Origin of the sequence: Streptomyces sp. NPDC127117 (genome assembly GCF_042677325.1) — a bacterium.
Classification (GTDB): Bacteria; Actinomycetota; Actinomycetes; order Streptomycetales; family Streptomycetaceae; genus Streptomyces.
Window position 1 is genome coordinate 14,166 of sequence record NZ_JBHXTM010000048.1, and the last position, 16,294, is coordinate 30,459.

General features: G+C 70.4%; 13 protein-coding genes. 6 read left to right on the forward strand and 7 right to left on the reverse strand.

Going from position 1 to position 16,294, the window contains the following annotated elements; all coding sequences use genetic code 11:
• Nucleotides 1-48: 48 nt before the first annotated feature.
• The 4 genes from ACFVH0_RS31510 to ACFVH0_RS31525 form a co-directional block, all read right to left on the reverse strand.
• Complete coding sequence (locus tag ACFVH0_RS31510; RefSeq protein ID WP_385825758.1) at nucleotides 49-1,500, reverse strand: NCS2 family permease; 1,452 nt, start codon at nucleotides 1,498-1,500, stop codon at nucleotides 49-51.
• Between the two features lie 395 nt (nucleotides 1,501-1,895).
• Nucleotides 1,896-4,280 carry a xanthine dehydrogenase family protein molybdopterin-binding subunit gene (locus tag ACFVH0_RS31515; RefSeq protein WP_385825760.1) on the reverse strand — a complete coding sequence of 795 codons (2,385 nt, stop codon included), beginning with the start codon at nucleotides 4,278-4,280 and terminating at the stop codon, nucleotides 1,896-1,898.
• 2 nt (nucleotides 4,281-4,282) lie between these two features.
• Nucleotides 4,283-4,876, reverse strand: a complete 594-nt coding sequence (locus tag ACFVH0_RS31520) for a (2Fe-2S)-binding protein (RefSeq protein ID WP_385825762.1) — start codon at nucleotides 4,874-4,876, stop codon at nucleotides 4,283-4,285.
• Between the two features lie 2 nt (nucleotides 4,877-4,878).
• Nucleotides 4,879-5,769 carry an FAD binding domain-containing protein gene (locus ACFVH0_RS31525; RefSeq protein WP_385825764.1) on the reverse strand — a complete coding sequence of 297 codons (891 nt, stop codon included), beginning with the start codon at nucleotides 5,767-5,769 and terminating at the stop codon, nucleotides 4,879-4,881.
• 268 nt (nucleotides 5,770-6,037) lie between these two features.
• Here ACFVH0_RS31525 and ACFVH0_RS31530 point away from each other — a divergent pair, with 268 nt between their 5' ends.
• Nucleotides 6,038-7,789: a PucR family transcriptional regulator gene (locus ACFVH0_RS31530; RefSeq protein WP_385825765.1), complete on the forward strand. Its 1,752-nt coding sequence runs from the start codon at nucleotides 6,038-6,040 to the stop codon at nucleotides 7,787-7,789.
• A 162-nt stretch (nucleotides 7,790-7,951) separates the two neighbouring features.
• Nucleotides 7,952-8,737: a hypothetical protein gene (locus tag ACFVH0_RS31535; protein WP_385825766.1), complete on the forward strand. Its 786-nt coding sequence runs from the start codon at nucleotides 7,952-7,954 to the stop codon at nucleotides 8,735-8,737.
• A 26-nt stretch (nucleotides 8,738-8,763) separates the two neighbouring features.
• Here the strand turns inward: ACFVH0_RS31535 and ACFVH0_RS31540 are convergent, their stop codons facing one another.
• Nucleotides 8,764-9,513 (reverse strand): GntR family transcriptional regulator, encoded by a 750-nt coding sequence (locus tag ACFVH0_RS31540; RefSeq protein ID WP_385825768.1) that lies wholly within the window; start codon nucleotides 9,511-9,513, stop codon nucleotides 8,764-8,766.
• A gap of 146 nt (nucleotides 9,514-9,659) precedes the next feature.
• Between ACFVH0_RS31540 and ACFVH0_RS31545 the strand changes: the two genes are divergently transcribed.
• Both ACFVH0_RS31545 and ACFVH0_RS31550 read left to right on the forward strand, forming a co-directional pair.
• Entirely contained in the window at nucleotides 9,660-10,508 is an 849-nt protein-coding gene (locus ACFVH0_RS31545) for a (2Fe-2S)-binding protein (RefSeq protein WP_385825770.1), read from the forward strand.
• 192 nt (nucleotides 10,509-10,700) lie between these two features.
• Complete coding sequence (locus tag ACFVH0_RS31550; RefSeq protein WP_385825772.1) at nucleotides 10,701-11,777, forward strand: DUF2637 domain-containing protein; 1,077 nt, start codon at nucleotides 10,701-10,703, stop codon at nucleotides 11,775-11,777.
• 108 nt (nucleotides 11,778-11,885) lie between these two features.
• Here the strand turns inward: ACFVH0_RS31550 and ACFVH0_RS31555 are convergent, their stop codons facing one another.
• Entirely contained in the window at nucleotides 11,886-12,329 is a 444-nt protein-coding gene (locus tag ACFVH0_RS31555) for an ATP-binding protein (protein WP_385825774.1), read from the reverse strand.
• 312 nt (nucleotides 12,330-12,641) lie between these two features.
• Between ACFVH0_RS31555 and ACFVH0_RS31560 the strand changes: the two genes are divergently transcribed.
• Entirely contained in the window at nucleotides 12,642-13,040 is a 399-nt protein-coding gene (locus tag ACFVH0_RS31560) for a ribonuclease domain-containing protein (protein WP_385825776.1), read from the forward strand.
• A gap of 93 nt (nucleotides 13,041-13,133) precedes the next feature.
• Nucleotides 13,134-13,523, forward strand: a complete 390-nt coding sequence (locus tag ACFVH0_RS31565; protein ID WP_385825778.1) for a barstar family protein — start codon at nucleotides 13,134-13,136, stop codon at nucleotides 13,521-13,523.
• A gap of 102 nt (nucleotides 13,524-13,625) precedes the next feature.
• Here the strand turns inward: ACFVH0_RS31565 and ACFVH0_RS31570 are convergent, their stop codons facing one another.
• The gene (locus ACFVH0_RS31570) at nucleotides 13,626-15,986 is read right to left on the reverse strand and encodes a M9 family metallopeptidase (protein ID WP_385825820.1); all 2,361 of its coding nucleotides are present in this window, start codon (nucleotides 15,984-15,986) and stop codon (nucleotides 13,626-13,628) included.
• Nucleotides 15,987-16,294: the final 308 nt, after the last annotated feature.

Below are 16,294 nucleotides of genomic sequence, written 5' to 3' on the forward strand. Positions count from 1 at the left end.
CTTCTACGGGTGTGCGGAGGGGCGGGCGGGGCCCGGTGCGGACCGGTACTACTTGGCGCCGATCCAGCTCTCGATCGGGCTGAGCGCGAAGTACACGACGAACACTCCGGTCAGTACCCACATGAAGACGCCCACCTCACGGAACTTGCCCTGCGCCGCCTTGATCGCGGCGAAGGAGATCACTCCGGCGCCGACACCGGCGGTGATCGAGTAGGTGAACGGCATCAGTGCCACGGTGAGGAAGACCGGCACGGCGACGGCTCGGTCGCTCCAGTCGACGTGGCGGGCATTCTGCATCATCATCGCGCCGATGACGACGAGCGCGGCGGCGGCGATCGGCCCCGGCACGATCTGGGCGAGCGGGGTGAAGAACAGTCCGGCGGCGAAGAGCACACCGGTGACGACGGAGGACAGGCCGGTCCGGGCACCTTCGCCGACGCCGGTCGCGGACTCGATGAAGACGGTCTGGCCGGAAGCCCCGGAGACGCCGCCGATCGCGCCGCCCGCGCCGTCGATGAACAGCGCCTTGGACAGGCCCGGCATCCGGCCCTTGCTGTCGGCGAGTCCGGCCTCGGTGCCGACCCCGATGATGGTCGCCATCGCGTCGAAGAAGCCGGCCAGCACCAGGGTGAAGACGATCATGCCGACGGTCATCACGCCGATGTCGCCCCAGCCGCCGAACTCGACATGGCCGAAGAGTCCGAAGTCGGGCATCGAGACCGCGCTGCCCTGCAGCTCGGGGGCGCTGCCGCCCCACGCCTTGGGGCTGATGTCGGTGACCGCGTTGACGATGACGGCGAGGACCGTGCCGACGACGATGCCGATCAGGATCGCGCCGGGCACATTGCGGGCCTGGAGCATGAAGATGAGCAGCAGGGTGACGCAGAAGAGCAGTACCGGCCAGCCGGTGAGCTGTCCGCCGGTGCCGAGCGTGACGGGGGCGCCCTTGCCGACGAAGCCGGCGTTGACCAGGCCGATCAGCGCGATGAACATGCCGATGCCGATGGTGATGCCGTGCTTCAGGGCCAGCGGTATCGCGTTCATGATGATCTCGCGCAGCCCGGTGACGACCAGCAGCACGATCACGGCGCCGTACATCACGCACATGCCCATGGCCTGCGGCCAGGTCATGTGGGGTGCCACCTGGGTGGCGAGCACGCCGGAGACGGAGAGTCCCGCGGCGAGGGCGAGGGGCACCTTGCCGATGAAGCCCATCAGCAGGGTGGAGACGGCCGCGGCCAGGGCGGTCGCGGTGATCAGTCCGGCGTGGCTGAGCCGGTGGCCCGCCGCGTCCGGCCCGGACAGCAGGAGCGGGTTGAGCAGAAGGATGTAACACATCGCCATGAAGGTGGTGATGCCGCCGCGCACTTCGCGTGCGACGGTGGAGCCACGGTCGGAGATGTGGAAGTACCGGTCGAGCCAGGACCTACCGGCGGGGACGCGCGAGCCTGGGCCCGCGTCCTCCGCACTCGTCCTGGGCTCCACTGACTGCTGGGTCATGATGCCTGACTCCCAAGGTTCACAGGGGCACCCGCGATGAAGAATCGATATGCGGGATTTGGGATGACTGCGCTGGCGGCACGACCCGGGGGACGGCCCGAGACGAACTGTTCATGCAGAGTGGAATGTGACGTGTGACGTGGTACCAGCCGCGTCACGTGGTACTGACGCCGCGACGTGGCGCATGTGCGGCGTCACCCGCACTGCGGGCACTGCTGTGTTGCCGTACTGCTGTGTTGCGGCACTGCTGTGTTGCGGCACTGCTGTGTTGCTGTACTGCTGTGTTGCGGTGTCGCGCTGTTGCGGTACTGCGGAACTCCGGGCGGTGCGGGCGACGGAAGTGTGACGTTCCTGGGAGGCACGCACCGCCCGGAGAGTTCGGCCGGAGCCGCGGCTCAGGTGCCGGTGAGGTGCTCGGGGCGTACCGGCGTCCGGTTGAGCTCCAGACCCGTCGCGTTCCGGATCGCCGCGAGGACGGCCGGGGTCGACGACAGGGTGGGGGCCTCGCCGATGCCACGGAGCCCGTACGGGGCGTGCTCGTCGGCGAGTTCGAGCACATCGACCGGGATGGTCGGGGTGTCGAGGATGGTGGGGATCAGATAATCCGTGAAGGACGGGTTGCGCACCTTCGCCGTCTTCGGGTCGACGATGATCTCCTCCATGACGGCGACGCCCAGGCCCTGGGTGGTTCCGCCCTGGATCTGGCCGACGACGGAGAGCGGATTGAGCGCCTTGCCGACGTCCTGGGCGCAGGCCAGTTCGATGACCTTGACCAGGCCCAGCTCGGTGTCGACCTCCACGACCGCGCGGTGGGCGGCGAAGGAGTACTGGACATGGCCGTTGCCCTGTCCGGTGCGCAGATCGAACGCCTCGGTGGGGCGGTGGCGCCACTCCAGCTCGATGTCGACCGCCTCGTCCTCCAGTACGTCGACCAGGTCGGCCAGTACCTCGCCGCCGTCGGTGACGACCTTGCCGCCCTCCAGGAGCAGATCGGCGGTGGCCCAGGCGGGGTGGTACGTACCGAACTTGCGTCGGCCGATCTCCAGGACCTTCTCGCGGACGGCCTCGCAGGAGTGCTTCACGGCGCCGCCGGTGACGTAGGTCTGCCGGGAGGCGGAGGTGGAGCCGGCCGAGCCGACCTGGGTGTCGGCCGGGTGGATGGTGACCTGGGCGACGCCGAGTTCGGTGCGGGCGATCTGGGCGTGCACGGTGACACCGCCCTGCCCGACCTCCGCCATGGCGGTGTGCACGGTGGCGACCGGCTCACCGGCGATGACCTCCATGCGGACCCGGGCGGTGGAGTAGTCGTCGAAGCCCTCGGAGAAGCCGACGTTCTTGAGACCGACCGCGTAGCCGATGCCGCGCACGACGCCTTCGCCATGGGTGGTGTTGGACAGTCCGCCGGGCAGTGCCCGTACGTCGGCCTGTTCGCCGGCCACCTCCCACTGCCGCTCGGGCGGCAGCGGCCTGGCCTTGACCCGGCGCAGCAGTTCGGCGACCGGGGCGGGCGAATCCACGACCTGTCCGGTCGGCAGCAGGGTGCCCTGTTCCATGGCGTTGAGCTGCCTGAACTCGACCGGGTCCATGCCCAGTTCGGCGGCGAGCTTGTCCATCTGCGCCTCGTAGGCGAAGCATGCCTGTACCGCGCCGAAGCCGCGCATCGCGCCGCACGGCGGGTTGTTGGTGTAGAGCGCGATGGCCTCGATGTCGACGTCGTCGATGACGTAGGGGCCGACGGAGAGCGAGGAGGCGTTGCCGACGACGGCCGGAGAGGCGGAAGCGTAGGCCCCGCCGTCCAGCACAATGCGACATTTCATATGTGTCAGCTTGCCGTCACGGGTGGCGCCGTGCTCGTACCAGAGCTTCGCCGGGTGCCGGTGGACATGGCCGAAGAAGGACTCGAACCGGTTGTAGACGATCTTGACCGGCTTGCCGGTGCGCAGGGCGAGCAGGCAGGCGTGGATCTGCATCGACAGGTCCTCGCGGCCGCCGAAGGCCCCGCCGACGCCGGAGAGCGTCATGCGGACCTTGTCCTCGGGCAGGCCCAGGACCGGGGCGATCTGGCGCAGGTCGGAGTGGAGCCACTGGGTGGCGACGTACAGGTCGACGCCGCCGTCCTCGGCGGGCACGGCCAGTCCGGACTCGGGGCCGAGGAAGGCCTGGTCCTGCATGCCGAAGACGTACTCGCCGCTCACGACGACATCGGCGTGGGCCGCCGCCGCGGCCGCGTCGCCGCGGACGATGGGCTGGCGGTGGACGATGTTGGGGTGCGGTACGTGCCCCGCGTGGTGGTCGTCGCGGCCCTCGTGGACGAGGATCGCGTCGGGGGCGGTCGCGGACGCCTCGTCGGTGATGACGGGCAGTTCGCGGTAGTCGATCCTGATCTTCGCGGCGGCGCGGCGGGCCGTCTCCGGGTGGTCGGCGGCGACGAGCGCCACAGGTTCGCCGTGGTGGCGGACCTTGCCGTGGGCGAGGACGGGGGTGTCCTGGATCTCCAGGCCGTAGTTCTTCACCGTGCTCGGCAGGTCGTCGTAGGTGAGTACGGCGTAGACGCCGGACGTGGCGAGCGCCTCCGAGGTGTCGATGGAGACGATCTCGGCGTGCGCGACCGTGGAGCGCAGGGTGTGGCCCCAGAGCATGTCCTCGTGCCACATGTCGGAGGAGTACGCGAACTCGCCGGTGACCTTGAGGATGCCGTCGGGGCGCAGCGTGGACTCGCCGATGCCGCCCTTGGTGCGGGTGCCCTGGTTGATGCTGGTGGGGTTGCCGGTTACGCCCATCGTCAGACCGTTTCTTCCGCGCGGGCGGCCGCGAGGCGGACCGCGTCGAGGATCTTCTCGTAGCCGGTGCAGCGGCAGAGGTTGCCGGAGAGCGCTTCGCGGATGTCCGCGTCGGACGGCTCCGGGTTGCGCTCCAGCAGCTCGTCGGCGGCGACCAGCAGGCCGGGAGTGCAGAAGCCGCACTGGACGGCTCCGGCGTCGATGAACGCCTGCTGGACCGGGGAGAGTTCACCGGTTTCCCGGCTGTCCTCACCGGCCGGCTTCGCCTCCCACCGCCGGGCCCTGTCGAGCGCCGTGCCGCACGCGCCGGGGGCGCAGCCGCTGCCGGGGTGCTGCTCGGAGCGGTGGGCGGCGAAGTCCGCGAGGCCCTCCACCGTGACGACCTCGCGGCCCTCCACCTGGCCGGCCGCGACCAGGCAGGAGCAGACCGGGACGCCGTCGAGGCGGACCGTGCAGGAGCCGCACTCGCCCTGCTCGCAGGCGTTCTTCGAGCCGGGCAGCCCCATCCGCTCGCGCAGCACGTAGAGGAGGGATTCGCCCTCCCAGACGTCGTCCGCCTCGTGCCTGCGGCCGTTGACCGTGAAATTGACGCGCATGATCAGGCAGCTCCTTCGGTGCTGCGGCCGTTGCCGCGGTACGACTCCCAGGTCCAGCCGAGGGTGCGGCGGGCCATGATCCCGACCGCGTGCCTGCGGTAGCTCGCGGTGCCGCGCACGTCGTCGATGGGGTTGCAGGCGCCTGCGGCGAGCGCGGCGAACTGTTTGGCGACGGACGGCGTGATGATCGCGCGGCTGTCCCAGAACCCGCCCTCCTCAAGTGCGGCGTTCAGGAAGTCCTCGGCCTCCTTCGCCCGTACGGGTGTGGGGGCGGCCGATCCGATTCCGGTGCGCACCGTGCGGGTCTCGGGGTGCAGGGCCAGGCCGAAGGCGCAGACGGCGATGACCATCGCGTTGCGGGTGCCGACCTTGGAGTACTGCTGCGGACCGTCGGCCTTCTTGATGTGCACGGCCCGGATCAGCTCGTCCGGTGCGAGGGCGTTGCGCTTGACGCCGGTGTAGAAGGCGTCGATCGGGATCATCCTGGTGCCGCGCACGGATTCGGCCTCGACCTCGGCGCCCGCGGCGAGGAGCGCCGGGTGGGCGTCCCCGGCGGGCGAGGCGGTGCCCAGGTTGCCTCCGACGCCGCCGCGGTTGCGGATCTGCGGCGAGGCGACGGTGTGCGAGGCGAGCGCCAGTCCGGGCAGCTCGGCGCGCAGATGCTCCATGATGTGGCTGTACGGGACGGAGGCGCCGAGCCGTACGCTCTCCTGGCCCACCTCCCACTCGGACAGCTCTCCGATGCGGTTCAGGTCCAGGAGGTATTCGGGCCGCCGGTGGTCGAAGTTGATCTCGACCATCACATCGGTGCCACCCGCGATGGGCACAGCCGTCGGGTGCTCGGCCTTGGCGGCGAGCGCCTCCTCCCAGCTGGCGGGGCGAAGGAAGTCCATGAGTGGCTCTCTTCTTCTCAATCGGGTCGTTCGCTGGGGCTGGGGACGGCCGGCCCTCGACTGGTCTTCCGTGTCGTTCATGTGTTGTTAACGCGGTGTGGGGCCAAGTACACAAGCCGTGGTCCAACCGGTGCAGTCACCGAAACCATGAAGGAGTTGGCTGGTCGATCTCCTCGTCTTGTAGATTCGAACGAATGGCGGGGATCGGTGACCTCACCGCAATACCCAGTTTTCACCCGCACCAACGAAAGAGATCGGCGGCGACGAGATGCGGCTGCGCGCACTGCTGGAGACCGACGCGCTGGGCCTGCGGCTGCTCGGCGGCGAGGACGAGCTGGACCGTTCGGTCCGCGGCGTGATGACCACGGACCTGCGGGATCCCAGCCGCTACCTGTCGGGGGGCGAGCTGGTCCTCACGGGTCTGGCCTGGCGCCGGGACGCGGCGGACTCGGAGCCGTTCGTACGGATCCTGGCCGGCGCCGGTGTCGCCGGGCTCGCGGCGGGCGAGGCGGAGCTGGGCGACATCCCCGCCGATCTGGTGGAGGCCTGTGCGCGGCACCGGCTGCCACTCTTCGCCGTCCATGAGACCGTCGCGTTCGCAACGATCACCGAGCATGTCGTGCGCCAGGTGTCCGGTGAGCGGGCGGGCGATCTGGCGGCGGTCGTGGACCGGCACCGCAGGCTGATGACCTCGGGCCCGGCGGGCGGCGGGCCCGAGGTGGTGCTCGATCTGCTCGGGACCGACCTCGACCTGCACGCCTGGGTGCTCTCCCCCACCGGCCGGCAGATCGCGGGCGCCGGTGAAACGTCACTGCCCGGCCCGGTCGGCGCCGCGCTCGCCGGCCACCATCTGGCCGCCACCCGCACCGGCCGCCGCGCCCCGCACCGGGCCACGGTCGACGGCACCGCGTATTCGCTCTTCCCGATCCGGAACACCGGCCGCGGCGCCCTTCCGGCCTCCCGCGACGTCCGTGAGTCGGTGCTCTCGGACTGGCTGCTGGCGGTCGAGGCGGACGCGAGCGACTGGCCGCCGGCCCGGCTGGACCTGCTCCAGGGCGTCACCCAGCTGATCGCCGTCGAGCGGGACCGCCGCGACGCGGCCCGGACGGTACGCCGCAGGCTCGCCCAGGAGGTCCTGGAGCTGGTCCAGACGGGCGCCCCGCCGGCCGAGATCGCCGCCAGGCTGCGCGTCGCGGCGCCGGTGCTGCTGCCGGGGCTCGGGAGCGCGCCGCACTGGCAGGTCGTGGTGGCGCGGGTCGATTGGGGCGACGTGGAGGGCCGGGCCGCGGGCGGCGCCCCGGCGGGCTCCGGCGCCTCGGGCTCCGGGATCGCGGGCGGCCCGGTCGCCCAGGCGCTGCTGGAGGAGATCCTGGTCGACCCCGCGGTCAGCGGCCCCGACTCGGCGGACCGGATCGCGGTCGCCCACACGGGCGAGGAGGCCGTCGCCCTCGTACCGCTGCCCGCCGTGGGCGCGCCCGCACCGGCCCAGGACGGCGAGCGCGCCGAGGGGCTGGACAAGGACCCGGCGCTCCATGCCGATGTGCTGCTGGCCGCCGTCCGCGAACCGCTCTCCGCGGGCCTCGCCGACGACGGGCGGCTGACCCTGGGCGTCAGCGCGGCCGTCCATTCGCCCGAGGGGCTGCGCGGCGCCCTGGAGGAGGCCCGGCACGCCCGCCGGGTGGCGGCGGCCCGCCCCGGCCGGGTCTGCGCCGCCGGGCACCACGAGCTGGCCTCGCACGTGCTGCTGCTGCCGTTCGTGCCGGACGACGTGCGCCGCGCGTTCACCGCACGCCTGCTCGATCCGCTGCGCGACTACGACCGGCGCCACCGCGCGGAGCTGATCCCGACGCTGGAGACGTTCCTGGACTGCGACGGTTCGTGGACCCGCTGCGCGGCCCGGCTCCACCTGCACGTCAACACGCTGCGCTACCGGGTCGGACGAATCGAGCAGTTGACGGGACGTGACCTTTCGCGGCTGGAGGACAAGCTCGATTTCTTCCTCGCCCTGCGTATGAGCTGATCTCCCGGCCCTGTCACGGCTGTTGGCTGCTCCGTTCGTTTGTGAAATCTTTCACCTGAGATTGGACGAACCCCTGGCCCGGCATGCGGATCCGTGCTGAGATGCCGCCAGACCCAACAGCTCGATGGCGCGCTCGGGGAGGGCAATGTGGCGCATACCGCCATGTCTGGTTCCGGAACGACAGCAGATGACGATCCGCCGCTCCAGACAGCGGTATGGCGGCTGCGGTCACGCGCCTGCTGGACGGACGCCGCCGCGCTGCTCGAACCCGGCGCCGCCACCGATCCGGCCGCCGCGCTCCAGCGGACCGCCCTGCTGACCGAACGGTGCCTGTACACCGGAAAGGGCTGGACCGACGCCGAGGACGCCCTGCGCACCGCGGAGGCACTGGCCCACGACGACGCCGAACGCGGCGCGGCCGCCTGTGAACGCGGCCATCTGGCCTACGCGTCGACACTCCTGGGGGTGCGGGACCGGGCCGACGAGGCCAGCGTCGCCCTGAGCCGGGCCGCGGCGCTGCTCGCCCCGTCCGCGCCGGGCCGCCCGCTGCTGGATTTCCGGCGGGGCCTGATCGCGCAGAACATCGCCGATTCGCCGCAGGCCGCGCGTGCCGCGTACCGCAGGGCCCACGCCGGCGCCACCGCCCAGGGCGACGCGCTGCTGCTCTCCTCCACCTGGCGCCATCTCGCCCTGCTGTCCCTGCGCGAGGGCGAACTGGCGGAGGCCCGGCACGGCTTCGCGGAGTCCCTGCGGATAAGGGAGGAGCTGGGCTATCTGATCGGTACGGCCCCGGCCCTCATCGCCCTCGCGGACTCCGAACCGGAGCCCGAAATGGCGACCCGGCTGCGCGCAGAGGCGGGCCGGCTGTTCCGGCTGCTCGGCGGCGTACCGACGTGGCTGGCCCCGCATCTGGACCCGCCGCCCGCGGAGACCGCCGAGGCGAACTGAGGCCGGGGGCCGGCCGGCCCGGACGCTCAGCCCTCGGCGCCCGCGAAGTGCTCCCGGACGAGCGACTGGACGACGGGCAGGTCCTGGGCGATCAGGGCGTCGAGCAGCGCGGTGTGTTCGGCGGCGTCGGCGAGGAGGTCGGCGCGACGGGTGGCGGGGTTGCTCCCCAGCGGCCACTGGGAGCGGCGGTGCAGCTCGTCGGCGACCATCACCAGCTGTTCGTTGCCGCAGAGCGCGAGGACCGCGCCGTGGAAGGCCCGGTCGGACTCGGCATAGCTCGCCCGGTCACCGACGGCCGCGGCGGCCACCGTGGCGTCGGCCAGCGGGCGCAGGGAGCACCAGGTGCCGGGCGGGACGGTACGGGCCAGCCGCAGCATCACGGGAACCTCGATCAAGGCCCGCACCTCGGCCAGCTCGGCAAGCTCGCGCGGACCACGCTCGGAGACCCGGAATCCCCGGTTCGGCACGACCTCGACCGCGCCCTCGATGGCCAGCTGCTGCATCGCCTCGCGGACCGGGGTGGCGGAGACCCCGAACCGGGCACCGAGGGCCGGAGCGGAGTAGACCTGTCCGGGTACCAGCCGGCCGTCGACCAGGGCGGCGCGCAGCGCCTCCAGGATCTGGCCGCGCACGGAGTGCCGCTGCACCACCGGCCGCGGGGCGAGCGGCTCGCCGTGGGTGTGCTCGCCGCGTGCCTGTTCGGGCACCCGGACGACCGCCGGGGCGGTCGCGGGCGCGGCAGTTCCGTACGCCTCACGCGCTCTGCCCAGCTCCACTCGGACCTCCTCGGCCTGCCGTGGGCGCGGCTCGCGTGCGCCCTGCCCCTTGTGCACGATAGGCGCAGGACGCCGCAGTTCAAACATCGATCCGTTCGGGTAAGGTAAGGCTTACCTGCAAACGGTCGCGATTCGGTGGTCCCTGCATGACACTCCCCGCCCTGCTCCCCGGCACCACGGCGTCCGCCGTGACGGACGCGTACGCGCGTCTCGCGGAGGTCTTTCCGGGCCTGCGTGCCCAGGTGCTGACGGATGACGAGACCGCTCCCGGCGGTGCCGGCTGGGTGGGCGCGGCCGAGCTCGCGGCGGGGGGCCCGGCGCTCGACGCCTTCCTCGACTGGGACCACGCCCAGGTGGTCCGGGACTACGGGCAGGAGCCCCGCCCCGACGTGGTCGCCAGCTTCGGACTGCACCGCTACGCGTGGCCCGCCTGTCTGCTGGTGACGGTGCCCTGGTTCCTGTACCGGCGGGTGCCCCGGGTTCCCGTCGGGGATGTGTCGTTCCAGCGGGCGCTGGGCCATCTGACCCTCCGGGTGAAGGAATTCGCCTGTCTGCCGGACGATCCGGCCGCGGTGCTGCCGGGCGCCCGGGTGGTGCCCGACGAGGCCGCGCTGCGGGCCGAGGTGCTCGCGGCGGTGGCCGACCACATCGGCCCGGTGCTCGACGGCTTCGGACCGCGGATGCGGCGCGGCAGGCGCGCACTGTGGGGCATGGCGACGGACGAGATCGTCGAGGGCCTCTGGTACGTCGCCCATCTGCTCGGCGAGGAGCGGCGGGCGATGGCGGAGCTGGAGGCGCTGCTGCCGGGCACCACGAAGCCCTACGTCGGCTCCGCGGGCTTCCGCGAACTGACCGGGCCGAACGGCGAGTCGCTGCCCACCCGCGACCGGGCGAGCTGCTGCCTCTTCTACACGCTGCGCCCCGAGGACACCTGCGTCACGTGCCCGCGCACCTGCGATGCCGACCGGGTACGGAAGCTGACGCCCGGTCACTGATCAACACCACCCGCGCGAGTAGTACAATTCGAACGCAACTCGTCGGACGCGTATGGTCATTCGACCGGATCCCCGTCATCCGTACGCCGTGCCGACCCAATGGCGTTCTCTTGCCCCGAAACCCCCCTGTGCATGATGGGGTTTCGGCAATCATGGCGCCCGAAATGCCCTACGCAACGCAAGGGACCGCGCATGAGACTGACCGACATATCGCTGAATTGGCTGCTTCCGGGCGCCGTGCTGCTCGTGGGAGTCCTGGCGGCGGTGGCGGTGGTCGCACGCGGCAAGCGTGCCGCTGACACATCCGCGGCCGACGACAGCTGGGAACGCAGCGAGGAGCGTCGCAGACGCAAGGAGGCCATGTACGCCTCCGCCTCGTACGTCCTGCTGTTCTGCTGTGCGGCGGTCGCCGCCGCACTCTCCTTCCACGGGCTCGTCGGCTTCGGCGAGCAGAACCTCGGCCTCTCCGGGGGCTGGGAGTACCTCGTCCCGTTCGGCCTCGACGGGGCGGCCATGTTCTGCTCCGTACTGGCGGTGCGCGAGGCCAGCCACGGTGACGCGGCGCTCGGCTCGCGCCTGCTCGTGTGGACGTTCGCGGGCGCCGCCGCCTGGTTCAACTGGGTGCACGCGCCGCGCGGTATCGACCACGCGGGCGCCCCGCACTTCTTCGCGGGGATGTCGCTCTCGGCGGCCGTGCTCTTCGACCGGGCGCTGAAGCAGACCCGCAGGGCCGCGCTGCGCGAGCAGGGCCTGGTGCCCCGCCCGCTGCCGCAGATCCGGATCGTACGGTGGCTGCGCGCCCCCCGGGAGACCTTCGGCGCCTGGTCGCTGATGCTGCTGGAAGGCGTACGCACCCTGGACGAGGCGGTCGACGAGGTACGTGAGGACAGGCGGGAGAAGGAGCAGAACCGCCTGCGCAGGAAGGACCAGGAGAAGCTGGACCGGGCCCACATCAAGGCGCTGAACCGGCAGAACCGGGCGTGGCGCCGGGTCGGCCGGGGCGGCACCCAGGTGGATGTCCAGGCCCTCGCCGCCACGCCGGGCTCGGCGCAGTCCGTCGTGGAGCCCGCCATATCCGAGCCGGGACAACTGCCTCTGCGCCCCCGGCCATCCCTGCAAGCCGTGACGGGTCCGAGCACCGGCAGCTCGGACCGGAGCCCCGATGATCCGGTCACCGTCGACCTCACCGCCGAGGACGACACCCAGGCACTGCCCCGGCTCGATTCGCTGGAGCGGAAACTGAAAGATCTGGAGCAGCAGTTCGGCTGAGGCCGGCAAGGCCCTGACGGCCCGGTCCATCCCGGTCCGTCAGGGCTTTTCGCTGCCCCGACACGTCCGTCGGGGCATTTCGCCGCTCCGCCGGATTTTGACGCTCGGTCAGAGTCTTTCGCCGTCCAGCTCGAACCAGACGACCTTGCCCAGCGTGTGAGCGCCGACGCCCCAGGCGTCCGCGAGACTCTGCACCAGGAGCAGCCCCCGGCCGTGCGTACCGTCGTCGGCGTTCGGTACGTACGACAGGGGCAGTCCGGACACGAAGTCGCGCACTTCCACGCGTAACTTGGCGGGCGCCACGCTCACCGTGACGACCGCGCCGTGCCGGGTGTGGATCAGCGCGTTGGTCACCAGCTCGCTGAGCAGGAGCTCCGCCACCCGGGTCGGCTCCTCCTTCCACCGGTAACGCAGGAACTCCCGTAACGCACATCTGACTTCGCCCACGGCCGCCAGATCGGTGTGGGCCAGCCGGCGATGCAGCCGGACCGGCTGCCGGTCCCGCGCTTCCGGCTCGTGTGCCCCCGGCTCGTGCGTGGCCTCGCCCTTCATGGAATCGGCATCTCCCTGACGCTCCATCGTCTCCCCCGCCCGCACAGTTCATCGCCCCCTGCTCGTGGTCCCGGTTTCCCGTGGTGTCCGCCGCTCGTCGAACTCCTTCGCGGAACACGTTCACGGGGATGCATGCCCCACAGACGGGCCGCCACGCTTGTCGACTCATCAATAAGTGAACAGAGAACCGGAACCGGCCCGCGGGCCACCGGACATCTGTCCGTCACATTTCCTACCTCCGGGTTAACTTCCAAAAAATTCACATCGGTTGGCGTTGACGGGACCGCGTCTACGCGCGTCATCATGGTGGTCATGCGAATCCCCCCACGGATCACCACGCTCGGTGGCGCAGCCGCCCTCCTGTCCGTCCTCCTCGTCGGCGGCCCGGTCACCTCGGCCACCGCCTCGACCCCGTCCACCGATTCGGTGGGCAGTATCTGTTACTCGGCACTGCCCTCCCAGGCACATGACACCCTCGACCTGATCGATGCGGGCGGCCCGTTCCCGTACTCCCAGGACGGCACCGTCTTCCAGAACCGGGAAGGCGTCCTGCCCGACCGGAGCACCGGCTACTACCACGAGTACACGGTCATCACGCCCAACTCCCCGACCCGCGGCGCGCGTCGGATCGTCACCGGCGAGCAGTCGCAGGAGGATTACTACACCGGTGACCACTACGCCACCTTCGACCTGATCGACCAGGGCTGCTGAAGCCCGGCCCCTCCGGACCGATCCGCGCCGTAGCCCCCCACCTGCGGCGCGGATCAAAGACCGGGGACACAGACGGACTTGTACCCTCCACCCATGACCGTGACCTATGTGATCGAAGGCTCCCGGGTCACCGGCCTGGAGCAGTTCTGGAAAGTGATCGGCGAGGCGGTGAACGGCCCGGACGGGTATTTCGGCCGCAACCTCGACGCTCTCGCGGACTGTCTCGGTGGCGGCATGGGCACGCCCGACGACGACGATTTCGTCTTCGAATGGCGTGACCACGCCTCCTCCGCGCGGGCCCTGGGCCATGCGGAGACGGCGCGATATCTGCGGCAGATCCTGAGCCGGGCGCATCCCACCAACCGGCCCGCGATGGGCAAGCGGCTCGACGAGGCCCTGGCCGGGCGGGGTCCGACGCTCTTCGACCTGATCGTGGAGATTCTGGCGGACGGCGCGGACCGCGGCACGCTGCGGCTGTCGTGAGCCTCGGGCCGTGTCCGACGGACGCGGCCCGGGGGACGGACGGCACCGGCCGGCCGAGCGGGACCATCGCTCGGCCGGCCGATACCATGGGGGCCGGAGGGATCAGAATTCGGTGGTGACCTTGGCGCCGTCGAACTTCTCGGTGCCGTAGAGGCTGATGAAGTGGTAACCCGGCGCCGGGTTGTTGACGGTCAGAGTGTGCTCGTTGCCCGCCCCGACGGACTTGTCGGTGTAGACCGCGGTCGTCGCCCAGTTCTCCGAGCTGTAGTAGAGGTCGGCGTCGCCCGTGCCGCCGGAGGCGGTGATCTTCAACTGGGTGGTGCCGGCCGGGATGACGACGGCCAGGTAGGCGTAGTCGCCCTTGACGGCCTTCAGCTCGCTGCGCATGCAGTTCTTGCCCAGCATCCTGGTGTCGGCATCCTTGCACTCGGTGATCTCACCGGGCGGGTTGGTGGACCCGCTGCCGCAGGCACCGGCCGCGCAGGCGGTCAGCCAGGTGTTCCAGTCGGCGTCGTAACTGCTCCCGATGGTCGAGGTGAGCAGGGTGCGGGCACCGTCCCAGTCGCCCTTGCGGTAGAGGCCGAGCAGGGTGTCGACGTCCGCGCGGTGCGACTCCAGCATGTAACGGACGGCCAGATAACCCCAGTTGTACACGCGGGTCTGGTCGGCGTTGTCGTAGGTGGTGTCGAACAGGGTGCGCAGGGTGTAGGTGTGGTTCGCGGCCTGGGCGGCGGCGTCGTCGTAGTTGACCTTGCGGTAGGAGTACGAGACGAACTCCGCGAAGCCCTCGACCCACCAGACGGTCGGCGTGGTCATTCCGGCGGCGAAGTCCCCGTACATGTTGAACCGGCCGTCGAGGTAGTGCGTGTACTCGTGGTTGAGGTTCCAGATCTGGAAGTCGGGGCGGGCCCACTCGGCCTCGTAGGCGATGAACCGGGGCTGGTTGCCCTCGGCCTTGGGGTCGCCCTCCAGGTACATGCCGCCGTTGTTGGTGTCGATACCGAAGATCACTCCGGCGTAGGTCTGGTAGTCGGTGCTGGAGTCGAAGGCCACGACCTCGATGGTCTTGTTGTTGTCGTCGGCGACCGCGCCGTTGTCCCGGGCCACCTCGTGGAAGTAGGCGTCCTGGGCGCGCAGGCTGGCGCAGCTGGCTTCGAGCTCCTCCGCGGTCATGTCCTGCGCCCGGATGGTGATGCTGTCGCTACAGGTGTGCTTCACCGGCAGGACGGCCTTCTCGAGACGCTGCGCGAGGTCACAGGCGCCGTAGGCCGCGCAGTTGTCCTTGTCGTAGGCGTCGACCATCTTGGCCAGATTGACCCAGAGCGGGGCGGTGGGGCCGTCGATGGAGCTCTTGCCCATCAGGTCGATCGCGAGCGGGCTCGCCTTGGCGCGCAGCGAGTCCTCCTTGAGGAAGCGGCCGAGTTCGAGTCCCGCGTTGGAGACCAGGAACGACTGCTTGGTGCCCAGCAGGTCGAGGTGGTTCGCGGCGAAGTCGCGCAGGGAGGTCAGCACGCTGGAATCGGCCTCGATGGCGCTGATGAACTCAGGCACCTGGTGACCGCGGAACATGATCGTGTATACGCTGTTCACGGCGTTGACCATGTACCAGGAGCCGTTGTACGACTCGTCGTAGTCGGCCAGCATCCGCTTGACGATGTTCAGGTAGCGGGCGTTCTCCGCGGCGCTGTCGACCAGGATGATCGCCTCGGACAGGCTCTCGCCGTTGGCGTCGGTGACGTCGAAGGCGTGCGAGGAGCCGAAGAAGCCGTCGAGCGCTCCCTGGATGGCCGTGCGCAGGCGCGGCCCGTACTCTCCGACGGTGTCGGGGTCGTAGTACTGCACGTAGTAGCCGGCCCGGAGGAAGAGGACCAGCTGGGGCATGCCGGTGCTGTCGTCGCCGGGGTAGGAGGCCGACGCGTCGCGCATGGCATCGGCGATGGTGACCATCTGGTCCTCGCGGAAGGCGTTGTAGCCGTCCTGGCCCTTGAGACGGAACAGCGTGTTGACGCAGTCGGTGGTCGCCGCCTTGACCTTCTCGACCAGGGCGCCACCGGTGTTGTTGGTGAAATCGGTGACGTTGCACTCGGCCGCCGCCTCGCCGGACTTCTTGGCGCGGGCCCGCTTCTCGGCCTTCATCGAAGGTGCCGGGTGGCTCGGAAGCGCGGCGGCCGGGTCGTCGTAGTCCCGCTTGAGCGCGTCCTTGGACGCGGAGAGCGGCGGCCGGTCGGCGGCCTTGAGCGACTTGCGTTCGACGTGAGCGGCATCGTCGGCGGGTGCCGTCAGCGCCTCGGCGGTGGGGCCGCCGGGGTCCTCGGTCCGGGGTTCCGCCCGCTTCTGGACGGCGTCCGAGAGGTGGGGGGTCACGGTCGACACGGCGGGGTGTTGCTCGACCGCCTGGCTCGGTGCCGTGAACAGGCCCACGCCCAGGCATGCCGCCAGGACCACAGTGGACAATCCGGTTATTTTCTGCCGAACCCTCAGGTTCTTCACGTGCCGCCTCCCAGCGGAGTGGTGACCGCGCAACAAGGCGCGGCTGTGGGGGAATGCAAGAGGTAGGTGCCGGACCGGGTCTGAACTGCACTGGCGTCGTGACATGAGCACGACTCCCTTCCCCTTGCGCGCTGTACAATGGCACATGTCACATGTTCTTCGGAACCCCTCTCGCGCACATTCATCCGCGCGACAACTTCTCGTCGCAGCACGGGATATGACACGCGACCCCGAACGCACCGGCCGCCACCACCGGTTTCCCGACCACCGCACCACCGTGT

Excerpts from the sequence above, each read along its gene's own strand:
- ACFVH0_RS31530 (WP_385825765.1), top strand. The coding sequence starts at position 6,038 with ATGCGGCTGCGCGCACTGCTGGAGACCGACGCGCTGGGCCTGCGGCTG.
- ACFVH0_RS31525 (WP_385825764.1), bottom strand. The coding sequence starts at position 5,769 with ATGGACTTCCTTCGCCCCGCCAGCTGGGAGGAGGCGCTCGCCGCCAAG.
- ACFVH0_RS31550 (WP_385825772.1), top strand. The coding sequence starts at position 10,701 with ATGAGACTGACCGACATATCGCTGAATTGGCTGCTTCCGGGCGCCGTG.
- ACFVH0_RS31565 (WP_385825778.1), top strand. The coding sequence starts at position 13,134 with ATGACCGTGACCTATGTGATCGAAGGCTCCCGGGTCACCGGCCTGGAG.
- ACFVH0_RS31555 (WP_385825774.1), bottom strand. The coding sequence starts at position 12,329 with ATGAAGGGCGAGGCCACGCACGAGCCGGGGGCACACGAGCCGGAAGCG.
- ACFVH0_RS31520 (WP_385825762.1), bottom strand. The coding sequence starts at position 4,876 with ATGCGCGTCAATTTCACGGTCAACGGCCGCAGGCACGAGGCGGACGAC.
- ACFVH0_RS31515 (WP_385825760.1), bottom strand. The coding sequence starts at position 4,280 with ATGGGCGTAACCGGCAACCCCACCAGCATCAACCAGGGCACCCGCACC.
- ACFVH0_RS31510 (WP_385825758.1), bottom strand. The coding sequence starts at position 1,500 with ATGACCCAGCAGTCAGTGGAGCCCAGGACGAGTGCGGAGGACGCGGGC.
- ACFVH0_RS31535 (WP_385825766.1), top strand. The coding sequence starts at position 7,952 with ATGTCTGGTTCCGGAACGACAGCAGATGACGATCCGCCGCTCCAGACA.
- ACFVH0_RS31560 (WP_385825776.1), top strand. The coding sequence starts at position 12,642 with ATGCGAATCCCCCCACGGATCACCACGCTCGGTGGCGCAGCCGCCCTC.
- ACFVH0_RS31545 (WP_385825770.1), top strand. The coding sequence starts at position 9,660 with ATGACACTCCCCGCCCTGCTCCCCGGCACCACGGCGTCCGCCGTGACG.